General features: G+C 61.4%; 14 protein-coding genes. 10 read left to right on the plus strand and 4 right to left on the minus strand.

Annotated features, from left to right (window positions below; all coding sequences use genetic code 11):
• Window positions 1–392: 392 nt before the first annotated feature.
• From Q7V03_RS04700 to Q7V03_RS04730, 7 genes are all read left to right on the plus strand, one after another.
• Entirely contained in the window at window positions 393–1949 is a 1557-nt protein-coding gene (locus Q7V03_RS04700) for an ABC transporter ATP-binding protein (RefSeq protein ID WP_304924450.1), read from the plus strand.
• A complete protein-coding gene (locus Q7V03_RS04705; RefSeq protein ID WP_304924451.1) occupies window positions 1939–3030 on the plus strand; it encodes an ABC transporter permease in 1092 nt (363 codons plus the stop codon). The genes Q7V03_RS04700 and Q7V03_RS04705 overlap by 11 nt, the downstream gene beginning before the upstream one ends.
• Window positions 3027–3971: an ABC transporter permease gene (locus tag Q7V03_RS04710; RefSeq protein WP_304924452.1), complete on the plus strand. Its 945-nt coding sequence runs from the start codon at window positions 3027–3029 to the stop codon at window positions 3969–3971. The genes Q7V03_RS04705 and Q7V03_RS04710 overlap by 4 nt, the downstream gene beginning before the upstream one ends.
• Window positions 3972–3990: 19 nt before the next feature.
• Window positions 3991–5073 carry a BMP family ABC transporter substrate-binding protein gene (locus Q7V03_RS04715; RefSeq protein WP_304924453.1) on the plus strand — a complete coding sequence of 361 codons (1083 nt, stop codon included), beginning with the start codon at window positions 3991–3993 and terminating at the stop codon, window positions 5071–5073.
• A 130-nt stretch (window positions 5074–5203) separates the two neighbouring features.
• Entirely contained in the window at window positions 5204–5686 is a 483-nt protein-coding gene (locus Q7V03_RS04720; protein WP_304924454.1) for a VOC family protein, read from the plus strand.
• A 198-nt stretch (window positions 5687–5884) separates the two neighbouring features.
• Window positions 5885–6961 (plus strand): FAD-binding oxidoreductase, encoded by a 1077-nt coding sequence (locus Q7V03_RS04725; protein WP_304924455.1) that lies wholly within the window; start codon window positions 5885–5887, stop codon window positions 6959–6961.
• Window positions 6962–7104: 143 nt separating this feature from the next.
• Window positions 7105–7896, plus strand: a complete 792-nt coding sequence (locus Q7V03_RS04730) for a GH25 family lysozyme (RefSeq protein ID WP_304924456.1) — start codon at window positions 7105–7107, stop codon at window positions 7894–7896.
• 245 nt (window positions 7897–8141) lie between these two features.
• Here Q7V03_RS04730 and Q7V03_RS04735 read toward each other — a convergent pair whose 3' ends face one another.
• The 4 genes from Q7V03_RS04735 to Q7V03_RS04750 form a co-directional block, all read right to left on the minus strand.
• On the minus strand, window positions 8142–10637 hold the full coding sequence (locus tag Q7V03_RS04735; protein WP_304924457.1) for an FAD-dependent oxidoreductase: 2496 nt from the start codon (window positions 10635–10637) through the stop codon (window positions 8142–8144).
• Between the two features lie 134 nt (window positions 10638–10771).
• Window positions 10772–11563, minus strand: a complete 792-nt coding sequence (locus Q7V03_RS04740) for a metal ABC transporter permease (protein ID WP_304924458.1) — start codon at window positions 11561–11563, stop codon at window positions 10772–10774.
• Window positions 11556–12329 (minus strand): metal ABC transporter ATP-binding protein, encoded by a 774-nt coding sequence (locus Q7V03_RS04745; RefSeq protein ID WP_304924459.1) that lies wholly within the window; start codon window positions 12327–12329, stop codon window positions 11556–11558. Before Q7V03_RS04745 ends, Q7V03_RS04740 begins: the two co-directional genes overlap by 8 nt.
• The gene (locus Q7V03_RS04750) at window positions 12326–12841 is read right to left on the minus strand and encodes a Fur family transcriptional regulator (RefSeq protein WP_304924460.1); all 516 of its coding nucleotides are present in this window, start codon (window positions 12839–12841) and stop codon (window positions 12326–12328) included. Before Q7V03_RS04750 ends, Q7V03_RS04745 begins: the two co-directional genes overlap by 4 nt.
• A 69-nt stretch (window positions 12842–12910) precedes the next feature.
• On the opposite strand from Q7V03_RS04750, the gene Q7V03_RS04755 reads away from it, so the two are divergent.
• The 3 genes from Q7V03_RS04755 (at window position 12911) to Q7V03_RS04765 (ending at window position 16204) form a co-directional block, all read left to right on the plus strand.
• The gene (locus Q7V03_RS04755) at window positions 12911–13834 is read left to right on the plus strand and encodes a zinc ABC transporter substrate-binding protein (RefSeq protein WP_304924461.1); all 924 of its coding nucleotides are present in this window, start codon (window positions 12911–12913) and stop codon (window positions 13832–13834) included.
• A 79-nt stretch (window positions 13835–13913) separates the two neighbouring features.
• Window positions 13914–14864: an aldose epimerase family protein gene (locus Q7V03_RS04760; protein WP_304924462.1), complete on the plus strand. Its 951-nt coding sequence runs from the start codon at window positions 13914–13916 to the stop codon at window positions 14862–14864.
• A gap of 167 nt (window positions 14865–15031) precedes the next feature.
• Window positions 15032–16204: an MFS transporter gene (locus Q7V03_RS04765; RefSeq protein WP_304924463.1), complete on the plus strand. Its 1173-nt coding sequence runs from the start codon at window positions 15032–15034 to the stop codon at window positions 16202–16204.
• Window positions 16205–16249: the final 45 nt, after the last annotated feature.

Consider the following 16249-nt stretch of genomic DNA (forward strand, 5'->3'; position numbering starts at 1 on the left):
TGCGGCATAATTCAGCAGCTGCTTCTGGCTTTGCCTACAAATACAGCGACACAACCCACGCCGCATCCGCATCCATGCACCATGACACTCTATATCACCTTGATATTGATATATTTTCAGACATTCACCCAATCCTATAAATCCGCCCCCTCGGCAGACGCGGCGCTTGCGACAGCAAAGCCATCCGGTCTAACCTGCCTAAGCTTAACTGCGCAAAAACCCAGCATCTGCTGCCCTCTCAAAAAAAACGCCGGCCCGCCGCTTTCAAGAAAAACCAACGCAATTAAGCGCGGAAACCTTGAAAGTCTTTCAACCTCAATCCGCATAGCCACCGCCCCACGCAACAGTGTCCACTACGCCACCACCCCTCAGCCCGAAGGACCACGCACCCGATGCAAACGCCGCCACGCCTTGATCTTTCGGGCATCACCAAACGCTTCCCCGGCGTGCTTGCCAATGATCAGGTCAGCTTTGCGGTGCAACCCGGCGAGATCCATGCGCTGCTGGGCGAAAATGGCGCGGGCAAGTCGACGCTGGTGAAGATGATCTACGGCATCATGCAGCCCGACGCCGGAGAAATCCGCTGGAACGGTGCGCGCATCACCATCGCCAACCCCAAAGCCGCCCGCAAACTCGGCATCGGCATGGTGTTCCAGCATTTCTCGCTGTTTGAGGCGATGACGGTCTTGGAAAATATCGCCCTCGGTATGGACGCCAAAATCCCCGCCCGCGATCTTGAGGCGAAAATCCTCTCCGTCATGCAACAATACGGGTTAAAACTCGAACCCCACCGCATTGTCTCGACCCTTTCGGTGGGTGAGCGCCAACGCATTGAGATCGTCCGCGCTTTGCTCTTGAACCCCAACCTGCTGATCATGGACGAACCGACTTCGGTGCTGACCCCGCAAGAAGTCGAACAACTGTTCGTCGTGCTGCGGCAACTGGCGAAAGAAGGCTGCTCGATCCTCTACATCTCCCACAAACTGCATGAAATCAAAGCGCTGTGTGATGCCGCCACCATCCTGCGCGGCGGGAAATTGGTCGATACCTGCGATCCGGCGAAGGAAACTTCGCGCTCGATGGCCGAGAAGATGATCGGCGGCAGCCTGAAAGACATCCAACGCGGCGAGGGGCGCGCCTTGGGCAGCGCCAAGCTGGCCGTGCAGGGCCTTAGCATCCCGAAAGACGGCCCCTTCGGTATCGCGCTGAAAGACATCAGCTTTTCGGTCAAAGCGGGCGAGATTTTCGGCATCGCGGGCGTCGCGGGCAACGGTCAGAACGCCCTGCTGCTCGCGCTTTCCGGTGAAACCCCGTCGCAAAACCCCGACGCCATCCAGATCGATGGCAGCAAAATCGCCGCTCTCACCGCCAAACAACGCCGCCTTGCGGGGATGGCAAGCGTCCCCGAGGAACGCAACGGCCACGCCGCCGTGCCCGATTTCAGCCTGTCCGACAACGCTATCCTGACCGCGCGCGACCGCATGGGCATGGTGTCGGGCGGGATGGTCAACGCGCGTTCCGCGCGCACCTACGCAGGCGAGGTGATCGCCGCCTTCTCGGTCAAAGCCACCGGCCCCGCGGCGATGGCCGACTCACTCTCGGGTGGCAATCTGCAAAAGTTCATAATGGGCCGCGAGATCATGCAGAAACCGCAGGTTCTGGTGGTCAGCCAGCCGACCTGGGGCGTCGACGCCGGGGCGGCCGCTGCGATCCATCAGGCGCTGGTAGACCTTGCCGCCACCGGATCGGCCATCGTGGTGATCAGCCAAGACCTTGATGAACTGCTCTCGCTCTGCGACACCCTTGCGGTGATCAACGAAGGGCACCTGTCGAAACCGATGCCGGTCGCAGGCGCCAATATTGAAGAAATCGGCCTGCTCATGGGCGGTGTCCACGGCGACCCCAACGCGCCAACCCACATCTCCAGCGAGGTCGCCCATGCGTATTAAGCTGGAAAAACGCTCCGTCCCCAGCACCTTCATGCTGATCGCCACCCCCATCGCCTCGGTGCTGCTGACCATGCTGATCGGCGTCATCGTGTTCGACGCCATCGGCATCGACGGCCAGCGCGCCGTGGTCGATATTTTCCTGACCCCGATCCTCGCCAGCTACAAATGGCAGGACGTCGCCGTCAAAGCCGCCCCCTTGATCATCATCGCGCTTGGCCTCTCGATCGGCAATCGCGCCCAAATCTGGAACATCGGCGCAGAGGGCCAATATGTGCTGGGTGCGCTGTTTGCCGCGGGCGTCGGCATTGCCGCAGGCCCAACGGGCGGCCCCTTCACCCTGATCCTGATGATCCTTGCTGGCATCGTCGGCGGTGCGGCTTGGGCTGCGATCCCGGCGTTTCTGAAAACCCGCTGGGACGTCAACGAAATCCTCACCTCCTTGATGCTCACCTATGTCTCGTTCCAAGTCTTGGGCTTCTTGGTCGGCGGCCCGTGGAAAGACCCCAATGGCCGCAACTTCCCCGCCACAGCACCCCTGCCTGAAAGCCTCACCCTGCCGATCCTGTTCCAAGGCACCACCGTCCACCTTGGCGTTGCCATCGCTTTGATCCTGCCCTTCGTGTTCTGGGTGCTGATGTCAAAATCCGTCTTCGGCTTTCAGATCCGAGTCGTAGGCTCTGCCCCGCACGCCGCCCGCCACGGCGGCTTTGACGCCAAGCAAACCATCTGGATGGCCCTGCTGATCGGCGGCGGCATGGCGGGCCTTGCCGGAGCCTTGGAATTCACCGGATCGCTGAAAGCCATCAACCTCGGTTTCCCCTCCGGCTACGGCTTTTCCGCCATCATCGTCGCCTTTTTGGGCCGCCTCAATCCCATCGGCTGCCTGATTGCGGGCTTTGTGCTGGCCGTCACCTATGTCGGCGGCCAAGTCGCGCAAACCACCGTCCATATCCCGAATTCCACCGCTGGCATTTTCCAAGCCATGATGCTGTTCTTCATCCTCGCCTCAGACATCCTGATCCGCTACCGCGTCCGCTTCATCCCCAAAAAAACCGCCAACTCAACGGAAGCGCACATATGAGCCCGGAATTCATCATCGCCTCGATTGTCACCATCATCGGCCTCACCACGCCGATCCTGCTGGCGGGCTTGGGCGAACTCATCACCGAGAAATCCGGTGTGCTGAACCTCGGGGTTGAGGGGATGATGCTGATGGGGGCGATCTCGGGCTTTGTCATCACCGCCCTGACCTTCAACCCATGGCTTGGCGTGATCGGAGCAGCCGCAGGCGGCGCGCTGTCGTCGATGCTGTTCGCCGTTCTCGTGCTGCAACTCAACTCCAACCAAGTCGCCACCGGCCTTGCGCTGTCGATCTTCGGCACCGGCCTGTCGTCGCTGATCGGCGTATCTTTCACTGGCCGCATCGTGCCGCAGTTTGGCTCGATCTTTCCCGACGTGCTGGCGAAAGACCCGATCTGGAAGCTGTTCTTCGGCTACTCCCCCCTCGTCTATTTCGCCCTGATCATGGTGCCGCTTACCGCATGGTTCCTGAAATCCACCCGCGCGGGCCTGATCCTGCGCGCAGTCGGCGAAAACGACCATTCCGCCCATTCCATCGGTTATTCCGTGACAGGCGTGCGTTACGCCGCCATCGCCTTTGGCGGCGCTATGGCAGGCATCGGCGGCGCCTATTTCAGCATGGTGATCACCCCAATGTGGGCCGAGAAAATGACCGCCGGACGCGGTTGGATCGCGCTGGCGCTGGTGGTCTTCGCCGGCTGGCGCACCGGGCGCTTGCTGGCGGGGGCGTATTTTTTCGGCTTCCTGATGTGGCTGGAATTATTTGCCAAGGCCAACGGCTTTGGCCCCAGCCTGCCGTTTATCCAAGCGATACCCTCGCAATTCTGGGCGGCTATGCCATACGTTATGACAGTGGTGGCCCTGACCCTGATTTCGTCCCGTGGCAACGTCGGGGCCTCTGCCCCCGCCTGCCTCGGCAAACCATTCCTACCTTCTACCTAAACACCAACAGGAGAATAATATGACGACACTCAACCGTCGCAGTCTGATGAAAGCCGTGGGCGCTGCTGCCACGCTTTCACTGGTCGGCACCACAGCCCATGCCGCCGACAAAGTGAAAATCGGCTTCATCTTCCTCGGCCCCATCGGCGACTATGGCTGGACCTGGGCGCATAACAAAGGCCGCGAGGCGATTGACGCAGCGCTTGGCGACAAGGTCGAGACGATCTATGTCGAAAATGTCGCTGAAGATGCGTCGGCGATTCCGCTGATCCGCGATCTGGCTCAGCAAGGTTGCAAGCTGATCTTCACCTGCTCTTACGGCTACATGGACCAAACTTTGGCCGTCGCCGCCGAGTTCCCCGATGTGAAGTTTGAACATTGCACGGGCTTCAAGCGCACCGATAACGTCGCGACCTATAACTCCAAATTCCACGAAGGCCGCGCCGTTCTGGGCACCATCGCGGGTAAAATGTCGAAATCCGGCAGCTTGGGCTATCTCGGCTCCTACAAAGTGCCGGAAGTGGTCTTGGGCGTGAACGCCTTCACTCTTGCGGCGCAAAAGCAAAACCCGGCTGCGACCGTGAAACTGGTGCTGATCGATTCTTGGTTCGACCCACCGAAAGAAGCCGCTGCGACCGAGACCCTGATCAACCTCGGCTGCGATATCGTCACCACCCACACCGACAGCCCCGGCCCACTGCAAATCCTCGAGCAGAAAGGCCTCTACGGCTTTGGCCAAGGCGCCGATATGTCGGCCTTCGCCCCCACCGCGCATTTGACTGCGATTGAGGACATCTGGGGGCCGTATTACGTTCAACGCGCCCAAGCCATCGTTGACGGCACTTGGACCTCGACCGACACGTGGGATGGCATGAAAGAAGGCACCGTTGTGATCGCCCCCTACAATGCCGCGATCCCCGCCGATGTGGTGGCCTTGGCCGATGCAGTGCAAGCAGGCTACAAAGACGGCAGCTACGACATCTTCACTGGCCCGATTTTCGACCAGGACGGGGTGGAAAAGGTCAAAGCGGGTGAGATCATGACGCTAGAGCAACTCGCCACCATCGACTGGTTTGTCAAAGGCGTCGAAAGCGCGTCCTAAGTCAAACGCAGTTTCTAAGCCAATCCTTGCCACCAAAGAAGGCCCGCGCAACCAGCGCGGGCCTTTTGCTTGCCACAAGCCCAATCCGGTAGAAAGCTGCATCAACCCAGCAGACCGAAAGGAACGCCCGATGGCCAAAGCCGCGAAAAATACCATCTGTATCTGGTATGACAAAGACGCCGAAGAAGCCGCAAACTTCTACGCCAGCATCTTCCCCGATACGTCCGTCAACGCCGTCTTTCACGCCCCCGGCGACTATCCGTCAGGCCATAAGGGCGATGTGCTCACCGTCGATTTCACCGTTTGCGGCGTCCGCTGCATCGGGTTGAACGGCGGGCCTGCGTTCAAACACACCGAGGCGTTTTCCATGCAGATCGCCACCGACGACCAAGCCGAAACCGACCGCTACTGGAACGCCATCATCGACAATGGCGGCCAGGCCAGCGAATGTGGCTGGTGCCGCGACAAATGGGGCATCAACTGGCAAATCACCCCGCGCACCCTGACCGAAGCCATGGTCGCAGGCGGAGCCGAGGCCGCGCGCGCTTTTGCCGCCATGATGACGATGCAGAAAATCGACGTCGCCAAAATCGACGCCGCCCGGCGCGGCTGACCGCTCCGCCGCAACCAAACCGAACCAACACAGAATTGCTCTTTCTCAAATACTCAAACTGCGCGGCCCCAACCAGCACAACGCCGCAGACCCGCAGCATCCCACGCCATATCGCCGAAATCCCACAACATTTCGCCACCGCCCCCTTGCGTTTCGCCCAAGCATACCAACCAATCGCGCAAAACCATGGGGGCAGACATGCACACAGATTTCCTGATCATCGGCGGTGGCATCGCAGGCGTTTCTGCCGCAGCCCGCCTCTCCCAGCATGGCAAAGTCACCCTGCTCGAGGCCGAATCCAACCTCGCCCACCATGCCTCTGGCCGCTCGGCTGCCCTTTATGAACCCCGCTACGGCCTCGCCCCAGTGGTCGAACTCTCCATCGCCTCAGGCGAATACTTCCGCGCGCAACCCAACGTGCTCTCCCCGCGCGGCATCATGATCTTGGGTCGCCCCGGCGAAGACACAGCCTTCGAGCATGACATCGCCGATATGCACCTGCCCGAAATCGCCTTCGACGAGGCGCGCGCCCTCGTGCCGATCCTCAACCCCGAAACCGTCACCCGCGCCGCCCTCGCCAGCCATGCATGGGACATCGACACCGACCTCCTCCTGCAAAATTTTGCCCGCGAAGCGAAAGCCAATGCGGCCGAATTCCACCTCAACGCCCGCGCCACCGCCATCACCAAAACCGCCAAAGGCTGGCGCGTCACCACCGCCAACGGCGAATATGAAGCCGCCATCCTGATCAACGCCTCCGGCGCTTGGGTCGACCACACCGCAGCAATGGCCGGCATCACCCCGCTCGGCTTCCAGCCCAACCGTCGCTCGATGGCCCGCATCCCCGCCCCCGGCGGCCATGATGTCACCCATTGGCCAATGATGTTTGGTTGCGGCGAGACATGGTATGCCAAACCCGACGCAGGCGCGCTGATCGTCTCGCCCGCCGAGGAACACCCGATGGAGCCGCACGACGCTTGGGCCGACGATATGGTGCTGGCCGAGGGCCTTGCCCGCTACGAAGAATTCGTCACCGAACCCGTCACAAAACTGCTGTCAAACTGGGCGGGCCTGCGCACCTTCAGCCCCGACCGCGTGCTGGTGATCGGCCCCGACGCCCGCGACCCCAGCTTCTTCTGGCTGGCGGGCCAAGGTGGCTACGGCTTTCAATCCAGCCCCGCGGCCAGCCAACTTAGCGCCGATCTGATCATCGGCACTCCACCCAACGCCAGCGCCAGCCTGATCGCCTCACTGTCGCCCGCGCGCTTCGGATAACCCCCTCCGCCAAGCCGCCCCGGCAAAAGCCGGGGCCACCGGGTCGCCACCGCATGAGGCCGCCGCAAAACCGCAGGGGGAATCCCGCCGAGCCTTAAATTTCCCCCACTGACAAACCCCGCCGGCTCTGGCATTTTGACCCGATGCGCCACGCCCTCACCCTCGCCCTGATCCTCACCCTCGCCGCCTGCGGCGGGCGTCCGCGCGAAACCACCCAATCCACCTCCTCGCCCACCGCCACCCCGAACCGCGCCAATTTCGGCGATGTCCATCCGCAAGATTTCGGTTCGGCAGCACCGCAAGATCACCGCATCCACGGCATTGACGTCTCAAAGTTCCAGACCGCCGTCGATTGGCAAACCGCGCAAGCCAACGGCGTCAGCTTTGCTTTCATCAAAGCCACCGAAGGCGGCGACCAAGCCGATCCCCTCTTCACCCAACATTGGCAAGGCTCAGCCCGCGCAGGCGTCCCGCGCGGCGCTTACCATTTCTTCTACCACTGCCGCCCGGCCATCGAGCAAGCCCGCTGGTTCTTCGCCCATGTCCCCCGCACGCCCGGAGCACTCCCGCCGGTGCTCGACATGGAGTGGACCCCCACTTCCCCGACCTGCCGCATCCGCAACAGCCCAGACCACATCCGGTCCGAGGCGCAAATCTTCATCCGCGCCCTGCAATCCCACTACGGCCAGCGCCCGATCCTTTACACCGCCATCGACTTCTTCGAAGACAACCAGATGTGGAAAGTCCAAGGCGCTGATTTCTGGCTGCGCTCCGTTGCAGCACATCCGCGCGACCTCTACGCAGGCCAGCACTGGACCTTCTGGCAATACAGCGGCACCGGCCAAGTCCCCGGCATCGCAGGCAAAGTTGACCTCAACGCCTTCGCAGGCAACGCCCGCGACTGGCAAGCATGGCTCGCCGCCAGCCAGCGCTAGACCAACTCCCAACTGCTAAAATTCGTCTAAAATTTTCTCCCGCGAGGTCGCCCGCCCCGCTCTGCAATTTCACATTGGCACAAATACTCCACGGGGGTCTGGGGGTGTGAAACCCCCGGCGATCAGCCCCAAAAAGAAGGGCGGCAGGATCACTCCCACCGCCCCAAATCCTGAACGATCCGTAAACGTTCAAACCCAACCCTTTGATCTCAATAGGTTAGTTCCAGCGCCCACGCGCAGACAAATCAGCCATCAACCCTGATCCGCGCATTGCTCGGATCAAACGGAGAATCCTCAACCACCACTGCATCCCACAGCTCCAGGTTCATCCGAACCTTCAACTTGGTGCCAACTTCCGCCAGATCAGGCCGCACATAGCCCATGCCGATCTGCTTGCCAAAAGCCACCGAATAGCCGCCCGAGGTCAGACGCCCGATCTTCACGCCATCCAGCAACAACGCCTCTTTGCCCCACGGATCGGTATCCGAAGGCCCATCAATCAACAACGTGCAGCATTTCGACCGGATCCCCACATCCAGCATCGCCTGCTTGCCCTGAAAGTCCTTCTTCAGATCGACAAACCGATCCAAAGCCGCCTCCAGTGGCGTCGCATCACGGCCCAATTCGTTGCCAAACGCCCGATACGATTTCTCCTGCCGCAGCCAGTTCTGCGCCCGTGCGCCGACCAACTTCATGCCATGCTTGGCCCCAGCGGCGATCAACTGATCCCACAAATAGCGCTGCATCTCGATCGGATGGTGCAATTCCCAGCCCAGTTCGCCAGTGTAAGCCACCCGGATCGCATTGACCGGGCACATGCCCAGTTCAATCCGCCGCGCCGACAGCCACGGGAAGCGCTTGTTCGACAAAGCCGTCGTCGGGTTCTCATCCTTGATGATCTCAGCCAAAATCTTGCGGCTGTTCGGCCCCGCAATCGCAAACACCCCCCACTGGGTCGTCACATCGTGAATCTCGATGTAACCAAACTCCGGCGCTTTATCTTCCGCACACTTCCGCAAGAAATCGGCGTCGTAAGCGGTCCAAGCACCGGCGCTGACCAGATAATAATCATCCTCGCCATTGCGCACGATGGTGTATTCCGTCCGCGTCGTACCGGCAGGCGTTAGCGCATAGGTCAGATTGATCCGGCCAACTTTCGGCAAAGCGTTACAGGTGAACCAGTCAAGGAACGCCGTCGCCCCCGGTCCTTTCACCACATGCTTGGTGAACGCCGTCGCATCAATCAGCCCAGCGGTTTCGCGGATAGCCTTGGCTTCCTCGACCGCATATTGCCACCAGGCCCCACGCCGGAACGACCGCGATGTGTGGTCGAAATCCTCTGGTGCATCCAATGGCCCGTAGTAAATCGGCCGCTCCCAGCCATTCACCTGACCAAATTGCGCGCCCAAAGCCTTCTGGCGGTCATAAACCGGAGCAGTGCGCAGCGGACGGCACGCCTCACGTTCTTCATCCGGGTGGTGCAGCACGAACACATGGTCGTAGCATTCTTCATTCTTCCGCGCGGCATATTCGGTGGTGATCCACGAGCCATAGCGGCGCGGGTCCAGCGAGGCCATGTCAATCTCGGCCTCGCCATTCACCATCATCTGCGCAAGGTAGTAGCCCGTACCGCCCGCCGCCGTGATGCCAAACGAAAAGCCTTCCGCAATCCACATATTCCGCAAGCCCGGAACCGGGCCAACCAGCGGGTTGCCATCTGGCGTGTAGCAGATCGGGCCGTTGAAATCGTCTTTCAAACCAACCACTTCCGACGACGGCAAGCGGTGGATCATCGCCATGTACTCCGCCTCGATCCGCTCTAGGTTCAGCGGGAACAGATCGGCACGGAAGCTATCGGGCACCGAATATTCAAACCGGGCAGGCGCACCCTTTTCATACGGCCCCAAAATCCAGCCGCCGCGCTCTTCGCGCACATACCACTTGGCATCCGCATCGCGCAAAACCGGATGCTCGGGGTTGGTCTTGCGATACTCAACCAACATCGGATCAGGCTCGGTCACGATGAACTGATGCTCGACCGGAATCGCCGGAATTTTGATCCCCAACAGCCGCGCCGTGCGCTGCGCGTGGTTGCCGGTTGCCGTCACCACATGCTCGGCCCGGATTTCAAACTTATCGTCCGAGGCGACCAGGTTGCCGCCCTGCTCGACCATCCGGGTGCAAGACACGATCCACTCAGATCCCGCCCACTTATAACCGTCCACCTGCACCTTACGCTCGATCGTCACGCCATGCTGTCGCGCGCCCTTGGCCATCGCCTGCGTCACATCGGCGGGGTTAATGTAACCATCCTGCGGGTGATACAAAGCGCCCACCAGATCATCGGTGCGCAGCAACGGCCAACGCTCTTTCATCTGCACCGGAGTCATAAACTCATGGTAAACCCCGGCGGTTTCTGCCACCGACGAATAGAGCATATACTCATCCATCCGCGCGGCATTTTGCGCCATCCGCAAATTGCCAACCACGGCGAATCCCGCGTTCAGCCCGGTTTCGGCCTCCAGTGACTTATAAAAATCCACCGAATACTTGTGAATATGCGTCGTCGCATAGCCCATGTTGAACAAAGGCAGCAGCCCCGCTGCGTGCCAGGTCGAGCCTGACGTCAGCTCATCCCGTTCCACCAGCATGGTGTCCCATCCGGCCTTCGCCAGATGATAGGCAATGCCATTACCAACCGCACCACCGCCCACAACCAGCGCCTTGACATGAGTCTTCATCGAGTCTCTCCGAATGGAATTTGCACCATATGTGCCGCAAGCGCAGCTCAGCGGGCAAGGCCAGCCGACACATGGCGGATAAAAACGACATGGGCGTCAAAAAGCGGCATCGCCAGCGGCGCCACCCGCCCGGTTTACATTCGCCGCATCCGCCCAAACACCGCCGCCAGCGCGAAAATCACCGCTGCCGCACTGACAATCGACGGGCCCGCAGGGGTGTCTTGCCACAACGACAGCCGCAGCCCAACCAGACAGGCCAGCGCACCAAACCCCGCAGCATAAAGCGCCATCGCCTCGGGCGTCCGCGCCAAGCCGCGCGCCGCTGCAGCCGGAATAATCAGCATCGCCGCGATCAGCAACGCCCCGACGATCTTCAACGCCACCGCCACCACCAAAGCCAAGGCCAGCGTCAAAACCAACCGCTCGCGGTCCGGGTTCAATCCCGAGGCATGCGCAAGATCCTCATTCAGCGTCGCCGTCAACAACGCCTGCCAGCGCCAGACCAGCAGCGCCACCACCAGCAAAGACCCGGCCCAGATGAACCCCAGATCGGCCTTGGACACCGCCAGAATATCGCCAAACAGATAACTGGATAAATCCGCCCGCACCCCCGGCACATAGGAAATTGCCACCAGCCCAAAGGCCAAAGCCGAATGTGCCAGCACCCCCAAAGTGGTATCCATCAACCAGCCCCGCGCCGCCAAAGTTGAAACCGTCCCGGCCATCGCCAGCGCCACCAGCAGCGTGCCCACCCCAATCGGCAGCTGCAAGGCCAGCGCCAAAGCCACGCCGAGGATCGCCGCGTGGGACGTGGCATCGCCAAAATACGCCATCCGCCGCCAGACCACGAAAGACCCCAAAGGCCCGGTCGCCAGCGCCAAACCAATCCCGGCCAAAACCGCGCGTATCAGAAAATCGTCAAGCATGATTATGTCCATGATGCGGGTCAGACGGCGCGCGGCCATGGGCATCGACCATATCCGGCTCGTGGCTGTGATCATGCTGATGCTGGTACAGTGCCAGCGCGCCCTGCGATCCCAGCCCAAACAACGCCCGATATTCCGGCGCATTCGACACCACCAGCGGCGAGCCCTGACAGCAAATATGGCCGTTCAGACAAATCACCCGGTCCGACGCCGCCATCACCACATGCAGATCGTGGCTGACCATCAAAATCGCCGCCCCGGTTTCCCGCCGCACTTCCTCAATCAGCCGATAAAACCCGGCCTCGCCGGGCTGATCCAACCCTTGGGTAGGCTCGTCCAAAATCAACAGTTGCGGCGCCGACAACAAAGCCCGCGCCAACAGCACCCGCTGAAACTGCCCCCCCGACAACCCGGCCATCTGCCGCGCCTCTAACCCCGGCAGACCCACCCGCGCCAGCGCCGTCGTGGCTTCCGTATCACCCACCCGCACCGGCAGCGACAAAAACCGCCGCACCGTCATCGGCATTGACCGATCAATGCTCAGTTTCTGCGGCACATAGCCCAGCCGCAGCCCCACAGCGCGGCTGACCGACCCCGCTGCCAACGGCAAAATGCCCAGCAACGCCCGCAACAACGTCGATTTTCCCGAGCCATTCGGCCCCAGAATCGTCACGATCTCCCCCGGCTCGATCGCCAAGGACACATCCGACAGCACCGCCTCGCCGCCAAACCGCACGGTGATTTTATGCGCCGCAAGCAAACTCATGCCGCCACCTGACAGTTTGGGCACAGCCCCAAAGCCTCGATGGTAGAGCGTTCGATCACAAAGCCGCTCTGCCCTGCCGCCACCTGCAACGCCGCCATAACGGGTGCTGCGGGCGCTTCGGCCACCACATTACAGCCGCGGCAGATCAGGAACGCAGGCGCATGCGCCTCACCAGGATGCATACAAGCGGTAAAGGCGTTTAGGCGGCGGATACGATGCGCAAGCCCTTGTTCCTCAAGAAAATCCAGCGCGCGGTAAGCCACAGGCGGCTGATTGCCAAAGCCCTCGGCGGCCAACCTGGTCAGCACATCATAGGCTCCAAGCGCCCGATGCTCCTCCAGCAAAATCTCTAAAACCCTACGGCGCACCGGGGTCAGCCGCAGCCCCTTCTCGGCCACCAAAGCCTCGGCCCGCGCCAGCGCATCGGCACTGCAATGCGCGTGGTCATGCGCCGCAAAAGCCAGATCCGGCACCTCGCAGCCGGGGCATGCGTCGATATGTGAATGCGCCATGCGGCCCTCTTGACATGTTATATTATAACATTTATACCGCCCTTCGTCGCAAAACAAAAGGCCTTACCGATGCGTTATATCATATCACTTGCGCTTGCCAGTCTGCCAACGCTTGCCCTCGCCGAAGTTCCCAAAGTCGTCACCGACATCCCCCCGGTTCACGCGCTGGTAAGCCAAGTGATGGGCGGCCTCGGCACGCCCGTTTTGCTGCTGGAAAAGGGCGCGGATGAGCATGATTTCCAACTCCGCCCCAGCCAGATGCAAAGCATTGCCGACGCCGACACCGTGATCTGGATCGGCCCGGAACTGACGCCATGGCTCGACCGCGCGATGACCGACAGCAAGGCGGTGTCGCTGGCCCTGCTGGACGACAAAGGCACCGAAACCCAAGCCTATCCCGCAGCTCGGGGCGAGGAAGAGCCAGCCCATGATGATGCCGACACCACCGAAGTCGGACACAGCCACGCCCATGACAGCACCGACCCCCATGCCTGGATGAACCCCGCCAATGCCGCGATCTGGGCCGATCTGATCGCCGCAGACCTTAGCGCGCTAGACCCCGAACACGCCACCACCTACGCTGCCAACGCCGCCGCCACCAAAGCCCGCATCACCGCGATGGATGCCGAAATCACCGCGCAACTAATTGCAATAAAAGACAAACCTTTCGTCACCTTCCACGCCGCCTACGGTTATTTCACCACTCATTACGGCCTCGCCCATCACGGATCACTCGCAATGGGCGATGCCACCACGCCCGGTGCCGCCAAACTGACCGAGTTGCAAGCCGAGCTGAAATCCGGCGCCTACACCTGCGCCTTCCCCGAAGTGCAACACGACCCCGCGATGCTGACGCAACTGATGCAGGGCACCGCCACCAAACTGGGCGCAGCCCTCGATCCCGTCGGCTCCTCGCTGCCATTTGGTCCCGATGCCTATGACACCCTGATGCGCAGCATTGCCAAAACTCTGACCGATTGCCTGAACGGCTGAAGCGCTTCGACGCACCCGCCAAACCCGCTTGACCTTGCTGCGGCGATAAAGCTTCATCGCCGCAGCAAGCGGAGGCAGCATGGCACATTTCGGCACAACCACCACAGGCGAGGCGGTTGAGAAAATCACCCTCACCGCAGGCGATCTCACCGTCGCGATCCTGACGTGGGGTGCCGTGATCCAATCCGTCCGCCTCGCCAAAATCCCCTACGATCTTACCCTAGGCTCCGAAACCCTCACCGATTACGAAGGCTCGCTGCGCTATCACGGCTCGATCATCGCCCCGGTTGTGAACCGCCTGAGCAATGCCCAAGCCCCGCTCTGTGACAAAACCCTGCACTTTCAACTGAATTTCAACGGCCAGCACACCTTGCACTCCGGCGATGCAGGCACCCATCTGAAGGTCTGGCAAATCGTCCACGCCACTGAAACCGAGTGTCTCCTCGCCCTCACCCTGCCCCACAACGAAGGTGGCTTCCCCGGCACCCGCCGCATCACCGCGCTGTTTCAGGTCACAGCCCCCGCCAGCCTGCGCCTGACGATCACCACCCAAACCGATGCCGACACCCTGCTGAATGCCACCAACCACAGCTATTGGAACCTTGACGGCAGCGCAGATTTCACCGGCCACAGCCTACAGATCGCTGCCGATCACTACCTTCCCGCCAGCGATGAATTCATCCCGACCGGAGAAATCCGCCCCGCCCACGATATGTTCGATTTCCGCAAACCAAGACCCGTCGCCCCACAATCCCCTGACCTGGACAATTGCTTTTGTCTCAGCACCACGCAGCACCCCCTGCGCGATGTCCTCACCCTGACCGGCCAATCAAACCTCAAAATGACCGTCGCCACCACCGAACCCGGCATCCAGATCTACGACTGCCGCCATGATGCCTACAAAGGCCTCGCGATTGAGGCGCAGGGCTGGCCCGATGCCCCCAACAAACCCGGCTTCCCGCCGATCACCTTGGCAAAAGGCGAAACCCTGACCCAAATCACCGAATGGCGCTTCACACCGGGCCACTGAAATCACACCGCCGGATCAACCCCCGGAACGCCGATAGCATCCACCGACGCCGCCCTTTTCCGCCAAAATACCCTCCCCCCTGACACAGGCGGCACAAAAGCCACATCCGCCCCTTCCCCTTCCCGCCGCCAAACCCTAAGCCTGTCAGCGCTAACGGGAGGGTCACGATGCAGAAAATACAAACGGCACGCTGGGCGGTGGCGGCGATGTTTGCCACCAATGGCTTCGTGATGGGCGCTTGGGCACCGCAAATCCCGCTGCTGCTGACACGGCACAATATCACCAACACCACCCTTGGCCTGCTGATCCTTGCGCTCGGCCTGGGTGCTGTCAGCGCCATGCTGTTCGCCGGTCGCCTGATCCAAAGCCATGGCTCGCGCCGCATCGCCCGCGCCTTTGGCCTTGCCACCGCCCCCGCCCTGCCGCTGGTGGTCTTTGCCCCCGACCTCTGGCTGCTGACCCCGGCGATGGCGCTGATGGGTGCGCTGATCGGCTGCATGGATGTGGCGATAAACGCCAACGCGATCGAGGTCGAACGCCGCATGGGTCGCGCCATAATGTCCTCCAGCCACGGGTTCTGGAGCCTTGGCGGCTTCATCGGCGGCTTTGCGGGCAGCTATGTCGCGGCCCTTTTGGGGGCCGAGACCCAGGCCCTGATCGTGGCCTGCATCGCCCTGCTGACCGTGCTGCTGGCAGGCCCGCACCTGATCGCCGACGCGCCGCATCCCAGCGCTGAAAAGCCCGTGCCCCACGCATTGTTCCCGCGTGACGCTTCGCTCTGGATTCTGGGCTTTATGGCGCTGTTCTGCATGGTCCCCGAAGGCGCGGTGCTGGATTGGGCGGCGATCTACCTCAGCCGCGAACTGGGGTCCGATTTGTTCCGCGCAGGTCTCGGCTTTGCCGGTTTCGCGGGCGCTATGGCAGTGATGCGCTTTGCAGGCGACCGTTTGCGCAACCGCTTCGGAGCCGTGAAAACCCTGCAAATCTCTGGCATTATCTCAGCCGCAGGCCTGATGGGCGGTGCATTGGCCCCGAATGACATCACAGCCATCGCCAGCTTCACCTTCGCAGGTCTGGGCGTCGCCAACATGGTGCCGATCCTGTTTTCCGCCGCAGGCAACCACCCCGGCATGGCCGCAGGCGCTGCAATTTCCACCGTCACCATGGTCGGCTATGCAGGCATATTGGTGGCTCCGTCCAGCATCGGCTTCATCGCCGATCACATCGGCTTTCGCGCCACCTATGCCGCCCTCGCCGTGGTGCTTCTGATCGTCACAGCACTTGCGCCAAGGGTGAAAGCCGCTGACGGGGTGAGGACCACAGGTTTGGCTGGTCAGTGATCTGCGGGGCGTTACTGGCCCGAAAAAGTCTTCCCCGCGGGGAAT

It is taken from the genome of Cypionkella sp., from assembly GCF_030652235.1.
Classification (GTDB): domain Bacteria; phylum Pseudomonadota; class Alphaproteobacteria; order Rhodobacterales; family Rhodobacteraceae; genus Cypionkella.

Excerpts from the sequence above, each read along its gene's own strand:
- Q7V03_RS04735 (WP_304924457.1), bottom strand. The coding sequence starts at position 10,637 with ATGAAGACTCATGTCAAGGCGCTGGTTGTGGGCGGTGGTGCGGTTGGT.
- Q7V03_RS04730 (WP_304924456.1), top strand. The coding sequence starts at position 7,105 with ATGCGCCACGCCCTCACCCTCGCCCTGATCCTCACCCTCGCCGCCTGC.
- Q7V03_RS04725 (WP_304924455.1), top strand. The coding sequence starts at position 5,885 with ATGCACACAGATTTCCTGATCATCGGCGGTGGCATCGCAGGCGTTTCT.
- Q7V03_RS04760 (WP_304924462.1), top strand. The coding sequence starts at position 13,914 with ATGGCACATTTCGGCACAACCACCACAGGCGAGGCGGTTGAGAAAATC.
- Q7V03_RS04700 (WP_304924450.1), top strand. The coding sequence starts at position 393 with ATGCAAACGCCGCCACGCCTTGATCTTTCGGGCATCACCAAACGCTTC.
- Q7V03_RS04765 (WP_304924463.1), top strand. The coding sequence starts at position 15,032 with ATGCAGAAAATACAAACGGCACGCTGGGCGGTGGCGGCGATGTTTGCC.
- Q7V03_RS04740 (WP_304924458.1), bottom strand. The coding sequence starts at position 11,563 with ATGCTTGACGATTTTCTGATACGCGCGGTTTTGGCCGGGATTGGTTTG.
- Q7V03_RS04705 (WP_304924451.1), top strand. The coding sequence starts at position 1,939 with ATGCGTATTAAGCTGGAAAAACGCTCCGTCCCCAGCACCTTCATGCTG.
- Q7V03_RS04715 (WP_304924453.1), top strand. The coding sequence starts at position 3,991 with ATGACGACACTCAACCGTCGCAGTCTGATGAAAGCCGTGGGCGCTGCT.
- Q7V03_RS04750 (WP_304924460.1), bottom strand. The coding sequence starts at position 12,841 with ATGGCGCATTCACATATCGACGCATGCCCCGGCTGCGAGGTGCCGGAT.
- Q7V03_RS04745 (WP_304924459.1), bottom strand. The coding sequence starts at position 12,329 with ATGAGTTTGCTTGCGGCGCATAAAATCACCGTGCGGTTTGGCGGCGAG.
- Q7V03_RS04710 (WP_304924452.1), top strand. The coding sequence starts at position 3,027 with ATGAGCCCGGAATTCATCATCGCCTCGATTGTCACCATCATCGGCCTC.
- Q7V03_RS04720 (WP_304924454.1), top strand. The coding sequence starts at position 5,204 with ATGGCCAAAGCCGCGAAAAATACCATCTGTATCTGGTATGACAAAGAC.
- Q7V03_RS04755 (WP_304924461.1), top strand. The coding sequence starts at position 12,911 with ATGCGTTATATCATATCACTTGCGCTTGCCAGTCTGCCAACGCTTGCC.